This window comes from Duncaniella sp., from assembly GCF_029056165.1.
GTDB lineage: Bacteria > Bacteroidota > Bacteroidia > Bacteroidales > Muribaculaceae > Duncaniella.
On the sequence record NZ_JAIDBW010000014.1, the window covers coordinates 1 to 22632 of the forward strand.

General features: G+C 49.9%; 13 protein-coding genes. 1 reads left to right on the forward strand and 12 read right to left on the reverse strand.

The annotated features are described in order from the left end of the window. Window positions 1-205: 205 nt before the first annotated feature. Window positions 206-838, forward strand: a complete 633-nt coding sequence (locus tag K2G41_RS03780; RefSeq protein WP_300114681.1) for a nitroreductase family protein — start codon at window positions 206-208, stop codon at window positions 836-838. Between the two features lie 123 nt (window positions 839-961). Here the strand turns inward: K2G41_RS03780 and K2G41_RS03785 are convergent, their stop codons facing one another. The 12 genes from K2G41_RS03785 to K2G41_RS03840 form a co-directional block, all read right to left on the reverse strand. Continuing rightward, window positions 962-2620 carry a beta-L-arabinofuranosidase domain-containing protein gene (locus K2G41_RS03785; RefSeq protein ID WP_300114684.1) on the reverse strand — a complete coding sequence of 553 codons (1659 nt, stop codon included), beginning with the start codon at window positions 2618-2620 and terminating at the stop codon, window positions 962-964. 3 nt (window positions 2621-2623) lie between these two features. Then, window positions 2624-4429: an alpha-L-rhamnosidase C-terminal domain-containing protein gene (locus K2G41_RS03790; RefSeq protein WP_300114687.1), complete on the reverse strand. Its 1806-nt coding sequence runs from the start codon at window positions 4427-4429 to the stop codon at window positions 2624-2626. An 8-nt stretch (window positions 4430-4437) separates the two neighbouring features. Next, complete coding sequence (locus K2G41_RS03795; RefSeq protein WP_300114689.1) at window positions 4438-6390, reverse strand: CotH kinase family protein; 1953 nt, start codon at window positions 6388-6390, stop codon at window positions 4438-4440. A gap of 143 nt (window positions 6391-6533) precedes the next feature. Then, entirely contained in the window at window positions 6534-7754 is a 1221-nt protein-coding gene (locus K2G41_RS03800; RefSeq protein ID WP_300114691.1) for a hypothetical protein, read from the reverse strand. Between the two features lie 84 nt (window positions 7755-7838). Continuing rightward, window positions 7839-8813: a hypothetical protein gene (locus K2G41_RS03805; protein ID WP_300114693.1), complete on the reverse strand. Its 975-nt coding sequence runs from the start codon at window positions 8811-8813 to the stop codon at window positions 7839-7841. After that, window positions 8810-10702: a sugar-binding domain-containing protein gene (locus K2G41_RS03810; protein ID WP_300114695.1), complete on the reverse strand. Its 1893-nt coding sequence runs from the start codon at window positions 10700-10702 to the stop codon at window positions 8810-8812. The genes K2G41_RS03805 and K2G41_RS03810 overlap by 4 nt, the downstream gene beginning before the upstream one ends. A gap of 5 nt (window positions 10703-10707) precedes the next feature. Continuing rightward, window positions 10708-12069, reverse strand: a complete 1362-nt coding sequence (locus K2G41_RS03815) for a family 43 glycosylhydrolase (protein WP_300114698.1) — start codon at window positions 12067-12069, stop codon at window positions 10708-10710. A 2-nt stretch (window positions 12070-12071) separates the two neighbouring features. Continuing rightward, window positions 12072-15302: a glycosyl hydrolase gene (locus K2G41_RS03820; RefSeq protein WP_300114701.1), complete on the reverse strand. Its 3231-nt coding sequence runs from the start codon at window positions 15300-15302 to the stop codon at window positions 12072-12074. Between the two features lie 12 nt (window positions 15303-15314). Then, window positions 15315-17831 carry a glycoside hydrolase family 3 C-terminal domain-containing protein gene (locus K2G41_RS03825; RefSeq protein ID WP_300114704.1) on the reverse strand — a complete coding sequence of 839 codons (2517 nt, stop codon included), beginning with the start codon at window positions 17829-17831 and terminating at the stop codon, window positions 15315-15317. A gap of 21 nt (window positions 17832-17852) precedes the next feature. Continuing rightward, complete coding sequence (locus K2G41_RS03830) at window positions 17853-19388, reverse strand: family 43 glycosylhydrolase (RefSeq protein ID WP_300114707.1); 1536 nt, start codon at window positions 19386-19388, stop codon at window positions 17853-17855. Window positions 19389-19425: 37 nt separating this feature from the next. Next, window positions 19426-21318, reverse strand: coding sequence for a hypothetical protein (locus K2G41_RS03835; RefSeq protein WP_300114709.1), 1893 nt, complete (start codon window positions 21316-21318; stop codon window positions 19426-19428). Between the two features lie 25 nt (window positions 21319-21343). Further along, a complete protein-coding gene (locus K2G41_RS03840; RefSeq protein ID WP_300114712.1) occupies window positions 21344-22627 on the reverse strand; it encodes a trehalase family glycosidase in 1284 nt (427 codons plus the stop codon). Between the last annotated feature and the right edge of the window lie 5 nt (window positions 22628-22632).

The window sequence follows — 22632 nt, forward strand, 5'->3', positions numbered from 1 at the left end:
TGTGTATTACCATTCACCGATTACCTGAAACTGCGTCATGTAAGTAAAGGCGATAAAGTCACAATGAAAGGCGAAGTGAGAGGCTATGCCGATGAGTATGATTTTGTTCTTGTCAAGCAGTCAAAGATAGTATCGGTAAATGGCGAGAAGCCGTGATAAGTAAGGTTAATATCTCGGCATAATCACGCAGAAGACATAAATTAATATGAAAATTAAAAGTTTAATTCTCGGAGTCTTTCTCGCATCATTTGCCGGGGTATCGGCTCAAACTGTTTCCCTACCCTCTCCGCAGATTGATAATGGACCTGCAATACTTGGCATTTTGGCACAACGTCAATCGACCAACGCTTTCGACAGTCGCGCTTTGACTCAGCAGGATTTGGCAAATCTGTTGTGGGGTGCAATGGGTCAAAACCGAGAAAATGGCAAATTGACTGCTCCCAGTGCAAGCAACAAGCAGGAGGTACGACTTTTCGTCTTCACCGAAGACGGAGTAAGTGAGTATCTCCCTCACGGTCATGAATTGAAAAAAGTTGCCGATGGCGACCACCGTGATCTCGTAGCCGCTGATCAGGACTTTGTAAAGTCCGCCCCCGTAAGCCTTGTGCTTGTTATGGACATGGATAAATTCGGAGGTACAGAGCCTCGTCAGATATCTATGGCTACAGTAGATGCAGGTATAGTCTGTGAGAACATCAGTGTGGCAGCTGCCGGACTTGGTCTTGCAGCCCGTCCGAGAGGTTCAATGAACAGTGATGCCATAAAGGAATTGCTTGGTCTGAACGTCAATCAGATTCCTATCATGAACAATGTCATAGGCTATCCTTTGGGAAAATAAGCAACGTCGATAACATTCAACAATAAAGTGTCCCGAAAGAGATGATAAAACTTTCGGGACACTTTGATATAAACTATGTTTCTGCTCTGCCCATACCTAAGGGGTTATTATCTGTTAGATTATTCATTTATGGTTATGATACAGTATGCGGCGTCTGAAATCGGTGGCTTGGGCTACTGAGGGTGACATGAGATGATAAAGCGGAGTGAGAGAATCTCCTTCAGCGACTGTGGAGAGCACGAGTGGGCCACGCATCAGCTTGTAGCTCGACGGATCATAATGTGTAGCTACCTGACGCTCCTCTGCGGCATAAGTCAACTCCACGATGTCACCTTTCTTAAAGTCTCGTGAAACATGATAAAAACCGTCTGTGACTGCCATATCAGTAGTCTTGCCGTTGACGGAGAGCTTGACCACTTTTACGTCAGCAGGTGATACCAATGCTAACGTGAATGCCTTCCCCGGTACCTCATCAAAGGTAAATTTCACAATGTCGCCAAACGGATAGTCGGTCTGTTCGGTGATTTTCAAGCTGCGTTCGGGCAGAGAAAGAGTACTTGCATGATAGACTGGAACGAAAATCGAGTCACCGGCGGTGAACCACGTGTATTGCGCCACACGAGGCAATCCTTCCCCACCCCGCATTGTGCAACACCAATGGGCCTCATCAGCATGTATGCCTATATAATCCGACTCGCGTCCTACGGGCGTGTCACAACCGAATCCGCCATTGGCACGCTGTTCCATACAGATACCGTTGTAATATATGCGATCTGCATCCGCCAGATATTCCGACCGGCGCGTGGCTTGCCACAGCTGCATCGCTACAATATATGAATCAATCACCGCACACGGTTCTGTCCATGTATCAAAACGGTCAAACCAATTGTAATTTTCAAAATTCTCCGTCATGCCGCGATCCTTGTACAGAGCCCAACGTGTTTCGACTTCAGGGATCAACGAGTAGTCACCTGTAATGGCCGCATAGCGCAATATTCCACGCAGAGCCGTCAGTGAAGCGTGAGTCTGAGCTCTTACGCCGGCGAGATCTATGCCGAGATAGAGATTGATCATATTGTCGATCAGCTCCTTGATGCGCGGATTTGGATCATGGGCATAATAGTGGATCAGACCCTCCATGCCGATGAAAATACAACCCACATCAGATGACAGACGCCAACCGTTTACAGCCTCTTGAGCCGATCCGCTCATATCGCCGACATCCTTATGACGGGCGATGGAGTCAACCGGATAACGTGAGAGGGCATCGTTGATGGGGAGAAACAGATTCTCGGCAATTCCACGCGCCACATCAAGCGCAGACGAGTCACCTTTCCATTCGAAATACTCGCACAGACCTCGCAACAGCCATCCGTGCCCCGACAGCTGCTGCTCATCCACCACAGGAGTGTGGATGGTACCCAAATACACATGCTCATTGAGACGTGTGGGGAGTATGGTCATCATCGTGTCGAGATATTTTGGAGTGCGCCCCGATGCGCGGGCGTCGAGGACGAGTGCAAGAATAGTCCTACCCTCTTTATCTGCCGGCCAACCTCCGGATTCTTCCTCGCTCCAAAACACTGAGTCTGGCTGATAGAGAGTAGTTTCAAGACGATCGAAATTGCGCGAGATTCGCTCGGCCAATTCACCAGACACTTTCACATCCTCCGGACTTACAGGCCGGAGACAAGAGCCGTCATCCCCTTTCTGCCCATGACATGAGCACAGGACAGAAAGAAGGACAGCGGTTACATATATGAAGAAATTATGGTTTCTCATAACTTATTTCACTATTTTCACCCCCTTAGGAGCATCAATCTTGGTATCCACCGATCCATCGGGACGGCAACGGTGAGAAATCCTGATCTCACCTTCAGGTGTGGGGTACGTTCCTTCGACCCACTCAAGATCGCCGAGATGCGGATTGATCCGAACTGTCCTGCAACCGGGATCGAGCACCTCTACACCAAGCACGTGCCTACTCATCCATGCCGTCGGACCGCTTGCCCAACCGTGGCAGAGACTGTGGCGGAATCCCGGATAGCAGTATGCGCCGAAATCGCCGTGGATGTCAGCCTCACCCTCAGCCGGAAGGCGGTCTATAGGGCCGGCGTTCTTAGCCCATTCAAGATCAAAATCCTCCCAGAATGTCGTAGCACCGAGATCGAGCATACCACCCCAGTAGTTACGGATAATGTCGAGAGCATCGTCATAACGTCCTGCGAGCGCAAGTGCTTCAAGCATGTAATAGCCACCAAAAGTTGAAAATCCTTTAGCTCCACCTACAGCCACACACTCACCGACAGCCTTCTTCGGATCCATCACTCCGGCAATAGCCATGAGTGAAGCAGCCTGTTTCAGATCATTGTGAGGCATCTTTTTCTTGTCGAGACGGCGCCGGATGTCACGGCATTTAGCAGCGTGGGCCTCGTCTCCTATATAATCACATAGCTGTTCGGCATCCGTCATGGCCCATGTCATCAGAGCGCGGTAACCGGCTTCGACACCTTCCTTGTTGGGGCTTGAAGGCCAATCGAGAAAACGATCCTCTGACAGACGCTCAGTTCCGTCCTCATCCACAAGAGTATCGATCCGGTCAATCAGAGCAGTGATATAAGGAGCATGGTGGTCAAGAAAATCCTTGTTGCCCGACTGCATGAACCAGTCATGATGAATGATAAGATACCAAAGCGAATATGCACTCATGCCGTTGAACCATTGAGGCAAAGGCCATTGCTCGCAAGCGAGATCGAGAGTGGCTTCGACACTGGGATCGCAACCGAACACAGCAGCGATGGTCGATGTCTCCGGATGCATGTCACCCAGCCATATCAGACGGTCACGCTTGATGCCATCCCAAAGATATTCCTGCATATTGAGGTGTACGGTATAAGCTCCCGTATCCCAGATCTTGTTGAGGCGAGGATCAGAACTCCTGAAAGAGCCCTTGTAAGGCAGGTCACGATAACGCATCACCGCAGTCGCTTCCTTTAGGTTAACTGTCATGCCGGGATCGAGCAGATCGATGCGCACGAAACGGTATCCCGTGTTTCCGGTCTCAATCTGCCCGTAGAGCGGCATAGTGAGCACCATATCGCGTATCGCATGGTCATTCGTAGCCGTATTGGCCTTCAGATCCACTTCTGAATTATTGAAATCCTCAGCTACCGATACCTCAGCAGTCGTGAGTTCGCTGCACGCCTCCGCAACAGACTCGCCGAATCGCAGACGCATGTGAGGAGTCTTGAGGGGAGAGACTGCCGATATGAGCAGGCGCAGACTGCCGTGGAGCTCACGTCCGAAATCAAGCACGATTGAAGCCGTAGAATCATTGACGGTGGATAGCTGACACATACCCGTGCTGAAAATGTCGGTCTGACCTGAGCCGGGTATTAGTAGAAGCTCCGGATCGGTGACACCACCTTCCGTAAACACCACACGCGAAGGAGTGACATAAGCACGACTGAGGGCATCGGCTTTCACTCTTGCGGTGTCAGCTTCTGCTGTAAAGACACGTGGCAACTCCGCGCCGGCATTTAATGCCGATGCGCCGAGTGCAACGGTTGTGAATACTGAGATCAATTTCATAATTTAAGTTACTTAACTGATATTTTTACATTAGAGCCACCGGCATTAACCACATAGAATCCGGGGGCGAGTTTTACGGATGCCGAGCCACACTGCTCCTTAGCCACAGTCATGCCCGAAAGATTATAGATCGTGTAGATTGTTCCTTCAGCGAAACCTTCGGTGATTACCGAACCATCACAGACCGTGACGGAACCGGCGAGAGCTTCAACGTCTGTGATAGCTGAAGCGACATCGAAACCGATTATTTTGTCAAGAGTGCTGATACGGTCTGCGAGGAATTTACGAACATGGTTCACTTCTGCCTCCCATGAACCGAGAGCCTGATAGTTATTGTGGACCATCTGGTCAAGGATAGGCCATCTCATGAAGTTGAGACGCTGCGATTCACGCAGCTGATTCACGAGACTATCCACACATGTCTGCATTCCATCTTCGTCGATACCATACTCACGGCGTGCTTTAGTCCAAAGATTCTTGATGTCCTCCACGCCCTGAGGATCATCGTTGAAGAAACGCTTATAAAGATCCCGGACTGTTCCCGCAGGGTTGCTGACTGTCCAGAGATAAGCTCCGATGTTACCAGAATTGGGATAACGGATGTCATTGTCAAGAGCAATGTCAAAATCCCACACGCATGCGACTGCAATGTGGTCATCGCCACGTGACTTTATGAGATGGATACTAAAAAGCTGATCGGGATTGGCCACGATCTCCTCTATTAGCATGTAACGCTGCCAGCTGTCGGTATCGACGTAATTGCGATAGTTTCTGACCCCCTCGTTGAGAAATCGGTTGTCACGCGCAGTCGATTCCATGAGATTGAATGCCTTTTCTATGTAGTCATGTTGCACCTGCAGGATCTCATCCTCATCCGGTGACTTTATAGTGACTGGAATACCGTTGCGCGACTCGAACATCGATACCTCTTCGTAAGCATAACCGTCGATCTCAAGATGATATGCGCCGGTGAGGGCATCCCCGTCGATGTCCTTCTCCGACATTTCTACACCCTCGATGCGTCCGTCATTGAGTTCCACCTGATCACAGAGTTGATAAGTACCTTTGTATTCACCGTTCATGACCACATCGACCGAACGGATAAATGGAGTATAGGCCATACACATACGACGCGACACCTCGAAAGCGATTTCGTTACGCATAAGGGTCTTGTCACCGTAGTTGTTGATCAGACACCATTTTTTTGCCTTGGCAGGTGAACCCAGCACATTCTGCTTCTTGTCAAACTTCACACGCCACGGTTTCTTTGGAAAACCGCGCGAGGCATTACCGCGTTCGCGCGTTCCGGCAATGGCTTCCACATCAACTGTATTTTTATCGAGTATGATGACATTGGACTCGATGTTGGTCTCTTTATCAAACGGTTCCTGCGCATCCTTGGTATTTATGATAACCGTAGGAAGATTGGTAAACTGGTAGAGGTGTGAATCATCTCCGGCAGAGGTATGTCCGTAGAATTCGATTTCGGCGATGTTGCAGCGGGCATCGTTAGGACCGACATAGCGCACGTAACGAAAACCGCGCGAGCAATTTATATCGGCATGGTCCATAGTGCCGATCTCACCTGTTTCCGTGATGATGTAGAGAGGAAGAGCATCCATAAAATCAGGGCTGTTAGCTCCCTGAAACACTCCGAGGACAACGCGTCCCGGCCCGTAGGTGTCGTTGCGGGGCGACCAACCGACACGGGTTATGACGTGCGGTTCGCCCAAGTCAAGACCGACATAGGTACGCGAACGGGCATCAGAAGCATAAAATGTCGAAAGGTCACCATCAAAAGCGTTCGCGGGGATATTGACGGTTGTGGATGGCATGCCTGTCGAATAGTCGAAGGACTCGGAGCCGAAAGGTACACCCGACAGCTTGGTGTCGGTAGCATGGACGGATGTAACACCCGTACAGATAAGGCTTGCAATTAAGGTAAGGAAACGAGTTGTCATATCTTCACTGAGTTCAGGTTAATAGGTCAGATGCTATAAAAAGAGGCGCAGGCCGCACCATGAAAATTTCTGCCACAGCCTGCGCCAATCGATAAAAAATTATCTAACAAAGATTTCTTCTTAAAGAAACAAGGTAAGACTGATTACTTTACAAGCACTTTAGAAGTATTGCCACCCTGAACCTTGATGTAAAGGCCGTTGGCAGGATTGTTTACACGGATACCCTGAAGGTTGTAGAACACGGCTTCACCTTCAGCGTTGTCGGTAGCGATTTCAGAGATAGCACTTGAATCACCACCACCGATGGCGGGAGCCCAACGTGGATTCTGAATATAGATGAAGTTCTGTGCGGGTGACTCATAGCACTGAATCCAAAGATAGCTCTTGCTGCCGAAAGTAGCACCGAACTTGTCATTGTTTATTACTTCTGAAAGATCTACCTGAGCGGTTTTGAATGAATCAGCGAAACCGGCGTTATCGCCTGAGGCTTCGAGATCGATAGTACCGATTTCTCTTGCGAACCATTCAGTACCTTCCATCACAGCCATAACGTGCATTTTGAACGCATCCATAACACTGTACTCGAAGGTGAAGTGATTGTTCTTAGGATTGATGGGGAGAACACGGGTGTTTGTACCGATGATAGCCTGCTCAGCGTAAGTGCCGTCCTCATTCTTTGCAAGCTCATCGAATGTGAAGTAATCCGAGTTTGTGAAATCATCGAATTCAGCACGGAGACCATGGAAGGGGAAGATATTCTCCGGCTGCTCTGCGGAAGAAGCGTTGATCTCTGCGGTAGCCTCTTCGTTGGTCATCACACGTCCGTTCTTGATGAGAAGGCTGAAAGGACCGGGTTTGCCGTTACTGTTGTTCTGGGCAAGGATCATGTAAGGCTCATACTTCCCATCCTGCCAAGACTCTGAGATCCAGTCCCACTCAGTAGTATTGATGAAGGGTACGTAGTAGGTGAGCCACTCGTCATTCGGTTCGAATGCCTCCTGAAGCTCCATCTCTGTGCAGATGGATCTACCGTCGTCCCATGTACGGCGAACACCCATATAGGTGAATATATCAGTGTTCACCTTGTAGTCGAACGCGAGTACGTAGCTACCCGGGGCGGGCACCTCGAACTTGTTGATACCGATGATGGTGTTGCCGAAGTCTCCTGTCGGATTACCGTCTTCATCAGTAGGACGGGTATCCGCTCCTTCAGAGATGTACTCGAATACACCATCTGCGTTGGTACCCACGATAGCGATATCGCTACGGTTGGCAACGGGGAAGAACGTTACGGGGATGGCCTCAGCACTTGCTGAGAGCGCAGAAATTGCAGCGGCAGAAAGGAGAAAATGTTTCAATTTCATAAGTTAATTGGTTTACATGGGTTAAAGAAACGTAAGAAGAATTTAAATTGTTAGATATTTGAGTAAAGTAAATCAGTTTTGCATTTATTTAGCGGCGATATTGTCGGTGAGACTTTCCTTTACGATATTATAATACACATAAGGATCATTGAGTGTGGAGGTGTTGCAATGATAGTTGCTCTGCGAACCGCTGCAATCTGCAATGCCCCAGAAGATACCGTCACAGACATCGTCATACGATCCGAATACGGTATATTCATCGGCATCAAGCGCCCAATTGACGCGATCGGCCCACTCCTTGGCGTCGATACGACACCATGTGGATGGATGGACACCACCGTTGGGAGCACAGAACCGGACTTTTCCGTCAGATGACTGGGAGAAGTTACGGTAACCCCATCCGTCGGTCTCGACAGGGAGGATGCGTTCATTGACCTCGGTGGTGCCTATACGGAATTTAGCGAGATAGTCCTTCTCGTTGTCGGGAGTCTCTGCCCATTGCTTGGCAAAATCACGTCCGGGAAGGAAGATCAGGAGCATGGGACGATCATCGCCGTAACCGTAATGCTGGTAGTGAGGGAGCTGTGCGTAGTTGTCCCACACCTTTTTTGCTATATCGTTCCAATATTTCATGGTCCAAGCGCGCGTATTGCCGAGGAATATGAAGAAGTTCATATCCTTTTCAGCACACACCTTGACGATATTGTCGAGCATCGGAAGAAAAGTCTCATCGAAATTCTCACCCTGCTTGTCATTGTCGAAGTAAGGGAGATCCCATTGCGAGGGATTGGTGAAATCAACGGAAACCACATTGATTCCGGCATCCTTGATTTTCTGGAGTATGTCACGACACTGATTGATATCATTGTAATCATGATCAGGATTCCACTCGCCGTTGACAAGAAACTTTGTGCCATTGTTCATGCTGCGGCAGCAGGGCATCACATGTGTGACAGGAGTTCCCGCCCATGCACAGGTGGATGACGCAAGCATTGCAGCCAAAAAGAGTGATTTGAATTTCGCGGTCATATTATTTGCAGAATTAAAAAGTTGTTTCATTTACTGTATTCAGGGCTTTTCGAGAATATCCCGTAAAGTGTGGCGGTGTCGAATTTGGGACGACGGTCATAGAAATAGAGGCCGTTCTGCTCCTGCTCCACATCAGTGAGCTGTGTGTAACAGTATCCGGCAATATGGTCTCCGAGGGACACGATAGCATCCACCTGACCAGCCAATCGCGAGAGAAATTCCTCGGCGGTCTTGGGTGCCTCGCCATATCCCCACGCTGATGCGTCGCCATCGGTAGTCTCACCTGTCCACTTTATACCACCGAATTCATCGACGAGAAATGGCATCTTGCCGTCATAAGCAGGGAAAGGATAATCGACTGTCGCAACGGTGTTGAATCCGATATTTGGTATGGTGACACCACGTGCATGACTGAGTTGCATGAAGCGTCCGGCATAATCCTCAGAACGCTCGTGGTCATAGAGCTGACGCGAAAGAGCCGCAGGATCCTGCTCGTATGTGTGGACTGTCCATATATCTGTCTTCACATGACAGCCGCCGCTGGCATCGTTGACCGGACGTGTGGGGTCGAGTTGCTTAGTGAGATCATAGAGGGATGTCACGAAACGAGGATAGTTGCGTGTATCGGGCCACCACTCCTCGTTGAGCGGAGTCCAGATGACGATGGAGGGGTGATTGGTATCACGGGCAATGATGTCGCTCCACTCACTGAGAAAATTGTAAGCAGCAATCTCATCGTTAGCATCCATACCCCACGAGGGAGCCTCACCCCATGTGATATAACCTAATTTGTCGGCCCAATAATGATAACGGGGCTCAAAGACTTTCTGATGGAGGCGTGCACCGTTAAAACCGGCAGCCTTTGACATCTCGATATCGTGACGGAGAGCCTCGTCGGAAGGAGCTGTCCAGATACCGTCGGGATAGAATCCCTGATCGAGCACGAGACGCTGGAAGTAAGGCTCGCCGTTGAGATAAAGCTTATTGCCACGGATGTCGATGCTGCGCATTCCGATGTAGGACTTCACGGTATCAATCACCTTGCCATCGGAGTCCTCGACTGTATAGACAACATTGTAGAGATAAGGTGATTCCGGTGACCAAAGCTTGGGTGATTTGACGGGGAGAACAACAACGGACTGATTAGTCCCATCGACACTGGCACGTGAGACAGTGCGGTTTCCGTCAAGGAGCTCGACCTTGAGGGTACGGCCTTCACCACCGGGATAGAACGTAGGGTGAATAACGATCTGCTTCTGAGCGAGGTCTGTGTTGACCTTGACATCCTTTAGACTTCCGGGGGCTACGGCTTCAAGCCATACAGTCTGCCAGATGCCGGTGGTGCGGGTGTAGTTGCAACCATTCGAATCGTGGCGCAGACTCTGCTTGCCTGCACCCTGACGCTGCGAGCGCAGATCACTTGTCGCGCAGACCACTATATTGGCGTTCTGACCGGGAGTGACATAAGGGGTAACGTTTACATTGACAGGTGCGCTACCTCCTCTATGAAGAGCGGCGAGCTGACCGTTGATATAGACCTCGGCGTTATAATAGATGGCACCGAAGTGGAGCAGTATCTCTTTGCCCTGCCAGTCGGAAGGCACGCTGACCTCACGCTGATACCAGATACCGTTGATGAAGTCCTTGAAACCTACGCCAGACAGTGAGCTTTCTGGGGCAAAAGGTACGGTGATTTTGCCGTCAAATCCAGTAGATACCTGATAGTTTTTCTCGTGACCCGAAAGAGACTGATCGAGGGTGTAAGTCCATGTGCCGTTAAGATTAACCCAATCGGGACGTTCGAAGTCGGGACGCGGATACTCCGGACGCACATCGGCGGCATTGACTGATGGAACATCTGCGAACAATGCGAGGAGCGGCAGCAGGATCGATACTATTTTTTTTGCTGTGAAGTTCATAAGGTTCATTCAAACTTGAAGGAAAGGAATTTCATGAGATCTTTACCATTCTCGCCGCGGAAACGGAAGAATATGGGACGCACTCCGATGAGTGACATAGAAGGTTCCGGAATCACATCGGCAGTAATGGTCATAGGGGTATTTCCATTGCCCTCAGGGACGTCGATCACAGCAAGACGGGGGAGCGAAAGAGTATTGGCATATACTTCGATCGTACCACCGGCCTCAGGCACCACTGTGATGGTGATCTTGCGGGGTTCACGGGTGAAATCAAAGTAGCGGAAAGCCGCGGTGTTATTGTTGCGGATGTCTGTTACCATCTCCATGCCGGGGGTATTGGTCCGATAGTCAGCTGGTTTGACAAGCGAGATGCGGGCATCGCCGGTAAGATAGCATGTGCGCCATGCCTCCATAGTCTCGAATGGATTGAGCGGTCCGGCAGCTCCTTGAGTGGTCATCTCCACACGATTGATCGTACCGTCCGGATTAAAGGTGATGGGTTCTACACATGCTTTGCGCATACGCTCCGAACCGTTGGTGGATCGATGGTAGAAGACGTACCACTTACCGTCGATCTCAGCGATGCTGCCGTGGTTGTTCCAAACGTTAGGATCACAACCGAAGTTATCGACGATCACTCCCTTATATTCGTAGGGACCCATGAGATTGCGCGACATGGAATAGCCGATACATGTGGGCATGCCACGCTGACTGATATCGGCATACACAAGATAATACCAGCCGTCGCGCTTGAGCACCTGAATTCCTTCATGGAACGAGTGGTCACGCTCAGTGATGATACTGTCGGTGATGGTGGAGCGATCAATCGACATGAGGTCATCTGCCAGACGGGCAGCCTTTGCAGAGAACTGGCCGTAAAACAGATATGGTTTGCCATCGGTATCGACAAATACAGCCGGATCAATCTGCCATGCACCTTTGAGAAGCTTACCGGCCTTGAACGGTCCGGCAGGGGTCTCCCCTACTGCCACACCCTCGACGTCCGGCGATCCACCCTGACAATAAAAGAGATAGTATTTACCATCCTTTTCAAGACAGTCGGGAGCAAAAAGGAGTTCTTCGTTGTATTTAACCTCATCATTGTCACCACGGGATGCAAACACGTATGGATGAAGTTTGAAGTTCTTCATGTCCGTGGATGACCATACGTCGTAGTCATACGAACAATAGTAATCAAGAGCTTCATCGCGCGATCCATATACATAAACCGGTCCTCCGGCTTTCCACTGATGGGCTGATGGATCGGCCATATACATGCCCTGAGGCACAATGGGATTCTGAGCCCATGCCGTCACGACACTGAGTGCTGCGGCAAGCGGAAGATATATCCTTAACGTACGTCCCATTATTATTTCTTGTTATAAGTGGTTGGAGATTCGAGGAGACCTGAACGGAAGAGAACGTAGCCGTTTGTAAAGGCATCGCCCTCGCTGACAAACATTTCAGGACCGTAGGCCCAGATGCGTGCGGGGAGCTGATGGAGCGGACCGAATGTGTTTCGGCGCGTGAGAACCACGTCAAGATAGAGAGGTGCATCGCCATCGGGGACAGCTGCCACGTAAGGTTCAAATGCAATCATGGAGCTTTCGTCGCCACGGCGTAGTTTCAAACAAGCACCCACGAAGTCATCGGACTTGATGGCTTTGATGGCATCGGAATTATCGACACGGTAAGAAACTGTGCCGGAGTAGAACGGCAGACGCTGTCCGGTTATATCGCCGATGGTGAGTGAGTCAGGGAGCGTGGTTATACGGGGATTGGACGCAAGGATACCATCAGCATTGGTGTGGATACGTGGACGCGCACCGGGAGTTTCGGCAAGACCTGCGAGATCAACCTGTACACCGAAGTTACCTATGATATACATGGTCTCGAAGTTGAGATCCTCCGTGAAGGGGCTTTCGATCGAAATCTCGTTATTTCCGATGGTGAGCATCGAGGCATCAAGCTTGATCTTCTTGAAGCAGGGATCTATCCACCATCCAGAGGGAGCTGTGGTGAGAGGCGAATCATTGACAGTGATACTGAACAGAGAGGGAGTTTCCATGCAGAGATAGACATCACCCTGTGGCATATCAGCAATCTCAAACGGATAGGTCAACCGCACCTTCCCATAGACAGGCTTGTCAGCTCCCTTATATTTTGTAAAGAACCAAGGCTGAAGCATGGCCCCACCGCGATATTTGAGACCGAAGTGACGGCGGATAGCCTGATCCACTTTTAGGATTTCTGTGGGTTTGGATTCGAGTGGTTTACCATCAATCATGCATGTAGCAAAGTCGAGCGGGAGTACATTCGGTTCGTTGAGTTCATAAGCAAAAGCAGTCTGCTCAAGAGGTGTGCCGGCTGCATTGTCAGTAACAACCGCATCTATGACACCTTCGAGCGGTTTGGGAGTGACCATGTAGATGTGTTCCTGCAATCCGGCGAAGTCGGCTACAAAACTGTCGCCTCCATCATTCTGAGTCGCGCTTACCTCATATACCTTTCCGTCACGGCAGTTCCACTCGCTTAGATAACCCTCGGCAGGGATAGAGATATTGACATTATTATAGGCATTTTCGCGGCTCATGTTGATGAACGCATAGATCTTGCGGTCACCGTCGTTACGCACCTGACAGTAGATTTCAGGTATATTAGTGCCTTCAATGTCGGTCACGCTTGCCATAGGAGCTACAGTCTGGCTCACGGCATCGACAATGGCTGATTCGGTGTAAGGTACGCAAGTGGCATTGGTGAGAAGGAATTCAGCCACAGCAGTGGTCTCCTCAACATTGACCATCGAAGGAAGATCACCGGCGGCTACGATCTTACCGCCTTTTTCAATGAATTTGCGGAGGAGATCAAAAGTGGATTCACGCATTGTAGCCATATTTCCTACAAATACTGTAGAGTAAGCAGCCTCACCCATGCGGATTACGGTATTGCCTTCTGAATCCTTTTCAATACGTGCCAGACGCGACATCATCTCTTCATCACCGTAGTCAAAGTCGATATGATTGCCCTCAAGCCAATGGAAAAGGTCGGCATAACGGTTCTGCATGGCTGCAATTACGGGTGATTTGGCGTTGAGATTATCAAACACATCAACAGCCACCTGAGCCATCACGCTCTCGATGGGATTGACCACGAGGAGTCCGCATTCGGGAGTGCCCTGCGAAAGTATCAGCCCCATGCGGGCATAATAATCCTCCACATATTTGTAATCACCATACCAACCTGACTGGAAACTTACAGATGCAGGATAGTCACGCTTGGCCTCTCCCTCCATAGTGTACCATGAGAGATGGGGGCAACGGAGATTGATACCGAAGAGTGCCTGCCAGTCACCGATCTCCTTATAGTCGTCAAATGTCATCTGCCATCCCGTGCAACCGTCAAGCTCTGAAAGGAGCATCTTTTTGCCGGTCTGACGGGCTACACTCTGAAGCTGTTTGGCCACCCAATAGTTGCGGTTGCTCTGGGTAAGGATATCGATACCGGGGACATGCATGAACTCGTAAGTACGCATAAGTGATCCCTGCATTGACACCTGTGACACGAAGTCGTCCTCATGAAGCACGTGGCCGGTGAGTTCCATGCCATTGTCGTCACACCATTGATAGAGAGGTTTTACGAAATTGTCAAGGAAGAGCTGCTGAGCCACGTTGCAGTACTGCCATTTCACGCGGTCGTATGTCGCACCGTCCTGATGAAGGAAAAGACGGGGAAGCTCATCGATTATGTCAGTACCATAAGTCTCACGGTATTTCTCAGGCAGCGTGGCTGTCCAAGGAGCCATGTAAGGACGGTTGGCATTGTCATTGCTGAATGCGGTAAAGAGAGGTCCACGGTGAGGTTCATCAAAGAAAATGCCCTTGATGGTAGTACCTATGCGACCACCGCATTTTTCCTTATATTTATCGTGGGTAAGCGATATATATGTATCGGTTGCCTCACGGTTCATTGCATCCACATAGGAGTAACCGTTGACGAAGTCAGTGTCGGCTGCACGTTCTGGAAAGAATGCGAGAATGCTCTCACCGGCAGTCACATCGGCCACTTCAGCAGGTGATTTCAGACGACGGAGACCAGTATATGAAGTGCTGTCGAGCTTACACGCAAATACAGCAGTGATCGAATCCTCCCAATTGAACTCTTCTGGACGATACACTTTCATCGTAATGAAGTTCATGCGGAAATCGGGATTCTGAGTCACATATCCGCCTGCTGTTCCTGAGGGCCAGCGGTCCTCGTCATAGAGATAGTTCTCCATGCCACGAGCTGTGCCACAATCAGCAACTGCATTAGTGAGCTCAAACCACTCATCGCCGAGATATTCGGTCTGCAGCCCCACACGCGAATGCATGAAGTAACCGCCAAAACCCATCGAATCAAGCACCCCGACCTGACGAAGCAGTTCGTCCTTATCGAGCTTACCGTTCCATGCCCAGAAAGGCTTGGCACGCCATTCGGCAGATGGATCGGCAAATTCTTTCATTAGTTGCTTGTCGGTCAGACGGTCGGATGACTCGCTGTGACATGCAGCGAGGAGGGTTAACACTGCGGCAGCAGGTAGGCATATTTTATTAAATCTCATGAAGATATAAGTTTAAAATTTGAATTCTTTTGACTGGCGGATATCACGTGAGGATGAAGCTGCTTCAATGACGAATGGGGCCGGATCGCGCACCCAAGAGTGGCTCGCCACATCATAATATGTGAAAGCATCCTCGCCAAGCGGAAGTGTCACGGTGGTAGTCTGACCGGGTTCAAGCTCAACCTTGCTGAAAGCTTTGAGTTCGCGGACGGGACGTTCGACAGCAGCATCGGGCTGACCGACGTAGATCTGCACGACCTCTTTTCCCTTTTGTTTGCCGGTATTGGTGACATTGACTGATACGGTCGAACCATCGGGGTCTATGCTGAGATCGCTATAAGCAAATGAGGTGTAGCCGAGACCGTAACCGAATGGGAATAGAGGTTGCTGGTCATATTTGTCGTAGTAACGATAACCGACATTGAGTTTCTCATTACAATACACATTATCAAAATCCTGTGTAGAGAGCACATTAAGTGGTGCCTGTGCATAATCGACAGGCCAAGAAAATGTGAGACGGCCCGAAGGGTTCACATCACCGCAAATAACCTCGGCAAGTGCCTGACCACCGAACATACCCGGATAGAAGAGATCGACAACAGCAGGGACTTTGTCTAACCAAGGGAGGGTAACAGGCGAACCGTGATAGAGAGCGACTGCAGTTTTCTTATTGAGAGCTGCCAGCTGATTGATGAGCTCGGTCTGACCTTCAGGGAACTCCATCGAAATACGGTCACGACCCTCACAGTCGAGATTATGATCAAGCCCTCCGACAAAGAGCACGAAATCGGCCTTTCTGATTGCGGACTTATAGGGAGCGAGTGCATGGGCTATACTCTTACTGTCGCCCTGCATGGACCATTCAAGTTTGAGCGAAGGATTTTCCTTAGCCCAATAGTTCATTTCGGTAGAATTCTTCGCGCCTTCGGGAGTGCGCCTGTAGGACACTCTGACAGGGTATTCCTTACCCTCTTCAAGCTGAACCATAGAGTAACCGGTCTGAGGTACTCCGTGTTCGCCGTTTTTAAGTGTTGGTGCGCCCATATCCTCCACCCAGAGTTCAGCTGCATCATCACTGCTCAGACGGAAGATGAATAGACCGGACGCAGGGGCTTTGAAGACACCGTTGATGACGGCACGGATCTCTTCGGGACGAATGTTCTCTGAAGGTGATTCGTTGAACCAACGGAAACTGAATTCATCGCTCTCAGCAGCCGTATGATTATTGCCGGATGCATCCGTATAGTCAATTTTGAGAGATCCGTTAAGACGATCGCCGCTAAGCGTGACAAATTCGGCCTCACCGGTGAGAGGAATAGTGGTGATGTTCACATTATCACCAAGACGCGCGCGGAAACCGTCGAGAACGGTTGTTTCGAAAGGTGACTGCGCACCTGATGAACCGCCGAGACCGAGCACATCGAAACGACGGTTGACCGACGGACCTATCAGAACCACGTTTTTGATCCTGTCCGGATTAATCGGCAGGAGATTATTATCATTCTTGAGGAGGGTTATTCCTTCGCGGGCCATATCAAGTGCCACCTGCTGATGATCAGGAGTATTGACCTGAGGGGCCGGAGTTTCTTTATCACCACCCATCTTGCCAATGTTATAGCGCACCTGAAGGAGACGGCGCACCATCTCATCAAGAACCTCCATCGGTACCTTACCCTCCTCTACTGCAGTGGCAAGTTTTGCACCAAAAGGTACATCTGAATAATGTCCCCATGGCATATCTACATCAAGACCTGCAAGAGCAGCCTTGACAGTTGAACGGGAGTGGCAGAAGTCGGTCATTACGATACCGCCGAATCCCCACTCGTTTTTGAGCACCTGATTGAGCAGCCACTGATTATCACTGCACAGTTCGCCGTTGAGACCATTGGCTGCCGTCATCACCGACCACGGATCGGACTCACGGACAGCGATCTCAAATCCGCGCAGATAAATCTCACGGAGTGTGCGCTCATCAGCCCAAGTCATGTATAAGTTACGGTTGAGATCACGGCCATTCACAGCAAAATGCTTTGCGCAGGCAATCACATCCTCATCCTGCATGCCGCGGATCTGCGCGGCAGCGATCTTCCCGCTCACCACCGGATCTTCCGACATATACTCAAAGAAACGTCCGCCCAGAGGATCACGATTGATATTGAATGCAGGACCGAACACAACTGAGATATTACGTGCACGTGCCTCCTCCCCTATCACATGACCTGCTTTCTCGGCAAGTTCCTGATTCCATGTGGCTGCAAAGCCAAGGCCGGAAGGGAAAGTGGTAACATCAGGGATGACCACACCGCGCGGGCCGTCAGAACCGAGAAGTTCGGGCACACCCAGACGCTCGACCCCGGGAAATACCACTTCACCGAAACGTTCACCTCCAAAGGTCATGCGGACCTTTTCCTCAAGTGTCATCTGGCTGATCAGGTCTTTTATCTCGCGGTCTATCTCTGCCTGAGTCTTGGCTGCACTTGCAAGCAAGGCTGAAGATAATATGGCTGCTGTAACAAAAGTCTTTATCATATATATCGTCGTGTATTTGCGTTATTTCTGTGAATAGACTGTGATTTTTTGTATGGTATAGTCACCGCTTAACGGCACTAATTTAAAATTGTGGACGCGATCGGCCGACAGCGGTACGTCGAAGGATATTATGCGTGTATTATTGCCGGCAGGCCCTGTATTTGCAACAGTTTCGCGTGCAACGAGAGTTGAATTGTCGTACAGTGCCCATGAAGAATCCAGCGCACGGGATTCAACGACATACTCGATATCATACAGACCGGTTGCGGGGACAGTGAATTTCACATCGTCAGTTATACTGAAACTGGCCACCTCTTTCCCACGTGAAGGAATGTGGTAAGGCACACGCGTGATCTCGACATCGGCGATGCGGCAAGGCGATGCGGGCGTGAAGCGCACGTAACGTGCCGTGCGGTCAGATGAAGGTGCTGACCAGTTTATGCGATCACACGACACTGTCACTTCGGCATCTGCTTTCTTCTTGTCAGGAGTGCGGGCAGCGATACCATCAATTAAAAACTCACCCATCATATCGACCTCAAGATACGGCGCGATAGTGTCGGCAGGCGTCACCACTGCCTCCCACCAAGTCGATTTATCTCCGTCAATAGCCTTATGCGGTTCATGACCGGAAGCAAAGGCCGTCGAGTTTGCAACCTTACCACGGGCGAGATTGACTGTTCGCGACATCGATGGCGCAGGTTTCGGCTGGTCGTTACGGCTGGTAGGGACAGGACGTCCCTCATCGAAGCGCATGGGATCTATGGCCAGTGCCCGTGTCTCCCAACTGCCATCAGTGTTGGCGTGGGCCGCATACCAAAGTTCGGAACCGTCAGGCGACACCGTAATGCAACCGTGGCCCGGAAGCCAAGGTCCGGTGAGGACCTCACCTTGCTCCACATAATCAGTGCTATAAGGGTTATCGGCTTTCAAAGCCTCCATCTCCATATAATAAGTCGGATCGATGCGGGCATAGAAACGAAGGTAGTCATTATCGCTTTTGACCATAAAAGGACCCTCCTTATTGGCTCTGTTACCAACATAGTCATTGGTAATACGCGTCCAGTCATCGCTAAGAGGTGCAATCCACTCACTGTCGAGTAGATATGACCGTCCATCCGTATCGACAAAGATACTCGGATCAAGGCCGCGTTTCGGCAAGAAGGAATAAAAACTGTAGGGGCCATCAGGTGCGGGAGCTTTCTGCACCATAAAAGTATTGCCGGGATTCCATGTGTTGCAGGTGGTGATGATGTAATATTCGTCACCCTTACGGTGGATTTCAGAGGCCCACATGGGGCGATCACGAGGATCGCCCTCAAATGCGAGCATCGGACCTGACCAATTGACAAGGTCACGTGATTTCCATAGTCCCACCCACTGCATTTCCCAATCACCGGGACACGGAGTACCGGTCATGTAGTACCAGTCACCATACTTCTGAATGAATGCATCCGCAATCCGTGGCGCAAGAGGAAACTCCTCCTGTGCATAAGTTGTAAACTGCACGCCGGAAAGAAGTGCAATCGCAAGAATTATGTTATGACCGGTACTCATTCAAATCAATACTTCTATTCAGTTATACAATTGTTTATTATTCAGCAAAGTAATGATAGTTGTAACGACGCTCAGGAGCTGATTCACCGTGCTTAAAGAATTCGGTGATATCATCGATAGCCTGAATATTGTCAACCCAGTGGAAGTAGAAGTCGGGCTTGTCACCGACCTTGAGAGCCGAACGGGGAACAGCGATCTCCATTTCGTTACCGTTAACGGTGAAGGGACATGAAGCAACCGTCTCCCACTTGTCGCCGTTGCGTGATTTAAGAGTGGTAGCGTTAGCCGAAGTAACCTCCATGTTGACCACGAAGTCATAGCCCTCCCAACCGGTAGCCTTGTCACGGTCAGCGTCAATGTAGAGCATCATCCAATTGCTGTCGGTACAGGGCGTCATATCATTAGCGGTCTTGACATAGAAATAGACATTATCATTGTCATAAGCTACGCGCGATGCCGCGATATCGTTGCGTGAGGTGTTGTCGATATATTGCTTATCAAATGGTGATCCCTTCTTGTTTCGTTTGGGATTCTCACCTACAAAGTCGTTGAATAAAGGCGTGACATTATTCCATTCATCAAACGACCCGTCAATAGCGATGGTCTGTGATGCAGAACCGGCCTCAGGGGCATTCATGCCTTTGTACTGACGGATATAACCTGCCATCTGATAGAAGAAATTGTCAGAGAGAGCACCGGCGGCAGGCTCGATATCGCGGTTGAACTCTTCATTGAATTCATCCACGAAGTACATTTCGCCTTCGGCAAGCAAGCGACCTTGGAATTTGAATCCTGCGCCAACCAGCCCTGCATCCACAGGCCATGCACCGGCAGTCCACTCGTTCCATCCGGTGATGTAGAGTATGGGAGCTTTCTCTTCCTGTGCCCAACCCCACTGCTCTTCAAAGAATTTACCGTTTCCGTATGTCTCGTCGCATACCCATGCGGCATTATAGCTGGGTGTGTAGTTATGTGTTGATGAAGCACCGCCATAGAGATGTGCGTCCCAAAGCGGAGCACCGAGACCCTTGGAGATACAACACTGCTCCTTCTTGCCATTGACGACAGCACATGCACGCTGATCCCACTTGTTGAAGAAACGCCATTTTTCAGCGTTCTCAGGTGTAGGAGGCAGATCGGCCCACATAGTGCGCCATGTGAAAGCTTTGTTCAACGCGGAGTTGCTTGTGTGCTGGCGGGGAGAGAGCACGAGAGGTTTGCCGTCAAGCACAAACCAGCAGTTTGCATAATCTGTATTCGAATAGAACTCAGTGTACCACTGATTAAGCTCATAATCGAGCGAGTATCTTCCATCGAGATTGTTGGGATCATCTGCATTGAAGAAAGGCACGATGCGCGGAGGCTGATAGCCCTTGGACTGCATATCCTTGATAACTTTAATGAGCGCATGGGTTTCGGGGGCATGGATCACACAGTTCGTAAAGTCAAGGTAAAGGAAGTCGATACCAACGAGAGTGAAAAGGTTGAGGTGTTTCTGGAGCACATATTCATCATCCGAACGGTAGTAGCCGAGTTCGGGTTCTCCCCAGTAATACTCGGCAAATTCCCATTGGGTAAAGCCGGGATCTTTCTCAAGTATCTTGCTTATATCATAGTTAGATCTGTCACGGTCACGACGGAGGTCACCGTGCCAAAGCCAATAGAAAAGGCCGACATAACGGTTGCCATAACGGCTACCGCATTCATCAAATCCGGGAAGTGTACGGCCAAGGCCGTCGGTAGCGACGAGATTATCACCGAATGCCTCCACCGGAGCTGTTGCACCCTGAAGAATTTCCGTACGATCCGGTTCGGGCTCTGCGGGAAGGGGATCGGGATCACATTTAGGCATTGTATCGTCACATGCAGCAAGCGCAAGGCTTGTAGTAGCTAATGCTGCTGTAAGAAAACATGTTGCAAATGATTTCATAGATATGTTACTTTAAGCTTTTAATTTATTTGTCAATTTTAGTTACATCCTGAGGGATTGAATCCTCCCACTCCATGAAGTGGCCGAGCAGACTCCAACCCCAGAAAGGATCGAGACCACATCCTTCGCCTGTCTCTGAATTGTAGTACTCACGGTTACCCGCCTCCTTCACAATCTTCTGAGTGTAGTGTGCCACGATCGAGGCAAGCTGATCCTTACCGTAGTTGCGCAGACCGTGATATACCATATAATTTGTAGGAATCCAGACATTTGCACGCCATGAGCATCCTACATCGTTGGGAAGAAGAATGGTGCTGTACCACGGCTCCGATTTTGCAAGGGCTGCCATCGGTGCCGGAGTCCAGAATTCATTAGGATTAAAAAGATACTCCTTGATCATGCGGTCGGCCTGCTGGGGAGTAGCCACCTCAGCAAATAGAGGTGTGAACGATGAAATAGAACGTACGGGAATCATGTTGCCCTTCTGTTTATACATGTTCACACGGGCAATCTTATTATAGTGATCCATCGGACCTTCAGGATCGACCTTGAGATCATAGAAGAAACCGTCCTCGTCATCCCACATCATTGTGCGGATACGCTCGGCAAGTTCATCGGCTTTCTTGCGATATTCAGCAGCAAGTTCCTTGTCGCCTGAGAGCTCGGCCAGACGGGCGAATGCTCTGCACTCGCGGACGAGATAGGAGTTTAGATCCACACCTTCACTCACACGCTCCAACCACAGGCCGGCACGTTCGAGCTGATTGTCCATACCTGTGTGGGGCGCACTCATCCATTCGCTGAGACCATTTCCGTTACTGTCCATATCCACCAACCAATAGTCAAGATATTTTTTCAGGCGTCTCATATTTTCAGGCTTGAGGATCAGTTCCTTATCGCCATATTCATCATATACGAGCAACGCTATCTGGGCGAGGAATGGTTTTACATGTTCATTGTCATGAAATTCGTTGCCGGGAACTGAACGGACGATAAATCCATCCTCACGCTGATTGTCAAGGAAGATCTGCACACCGTTTTTCATATATGTAGCCGGCCAACCCATGTAGAGCTGAATGATGGACTCGAAATACTGATCCCAGTCATAAAGCGTGCGGTAACTGTAACCGGTGAAGTAATCCAGACCGGAAACCTCCTCGGTCATGATGCCGTTTTTCATGAGTTCGTTGACATCCGAAAGTTCGGTCCGCAGCGCTTTTAGCGATTCATTGTCAGCGATTTTCTGGGCCGAAACGTTCGGTAAGGCCGCCATACCGGCAAGTGCAAGAGTTGCGATATATTTATTCATTGTCG

Bases quoted from the DNA above. Each gene is read 5' to 3' on its own strand.
- K2G41_RS03780 (WP_300114681.1), top strand. From the start codon at position 206: ATGAAAATTAAAAGTTTAATTCTCGGAGTCTTTCTCGCATCATTTGCC.
- K2G41_RS03785 (WP_300114684.1), bottom strand. From the start codon at position 2,620: ATGAGAAACCATAATTTCTTCATATATGTAACCGCTGTCCTTCTTTCT.
- K2G41_RS03790 (WP_300114687.1), bottom strand. From the start codon at position 4,429: ATGAAATTGATCTCAGTATTCACAACCGTTGCACTCGGCGCATCGGCA.
- K2G41_RS03795 (WP_300114689.1), bottom strand. From the start codon at position 6,390: ATGACAACTCGTTTCCTTACCTTAATTGCAAGCCTTATCTGTACGGGT.
- K2G41_RS03800 (WP_300114691.1), bottom strand. From the start codon at position 7,754: ATGAAATTGAAACATTTTCTCCTTTCTGCCGCTGCAATTTCTGCGCTC.
- K2G41_RS03805 (WP_300114693.1), bottom strand. From the start codon at position 8,813: ATGAAACAACTTTTTAATTCTGCAAATAATATGACCGCGAAATTCAAA.
- K2G41_RS03810 (WP_300114695.1), bottom strand. From the start codon at position 10,702: ATGAACTTCACAGCAAAAAAAATAGTATCGATCCTGCTGCCGCTCCTC.
- K2G41_RS03815 (WP_300114698.1), bottom strand. From the start codon at position 12,069: ATGGGACGTACGTTAAGGATATATCTTCCGCTTGCCGCAGCACTCAGT.
- K2G41_RS03820 (WP_300114701.1), bottom strand. From the start codon at position 15,302: ATGAGATTTAATAAAATATGCCTACCTGCTGCCGCAGTGTTAACCCTC.
- K2G41_RS03825 (WP_300114704.1), bottom strand. From the start codon at position 17,831: ATGATAAAGACTTTTGTTACAGCAGCCATATTATCTTCAGCCTTGCTT.
- K2G41_RS03830 (WP_300114707.1), bottom strand. From the start codon at position 19,388: ATGAGTACCGGTCATAACATAATTCTTGCGATTGCACTTCTTTCCGGC.
- K2G41_RS03835 (WP_300114709.1), bottom strand. From the start codon at position 21,318: ATGAAATCATTTGCAACATGTTTTCTTACAGCAGCATTAGCTACTACA.
- K2G41_RS03840 (WP_300114712.1), bottom strand. From the start codon at position 22,627: ATGAATAAATATATCGCAACTCTTGCACTTGCCGGTATGGCGGCCTTA.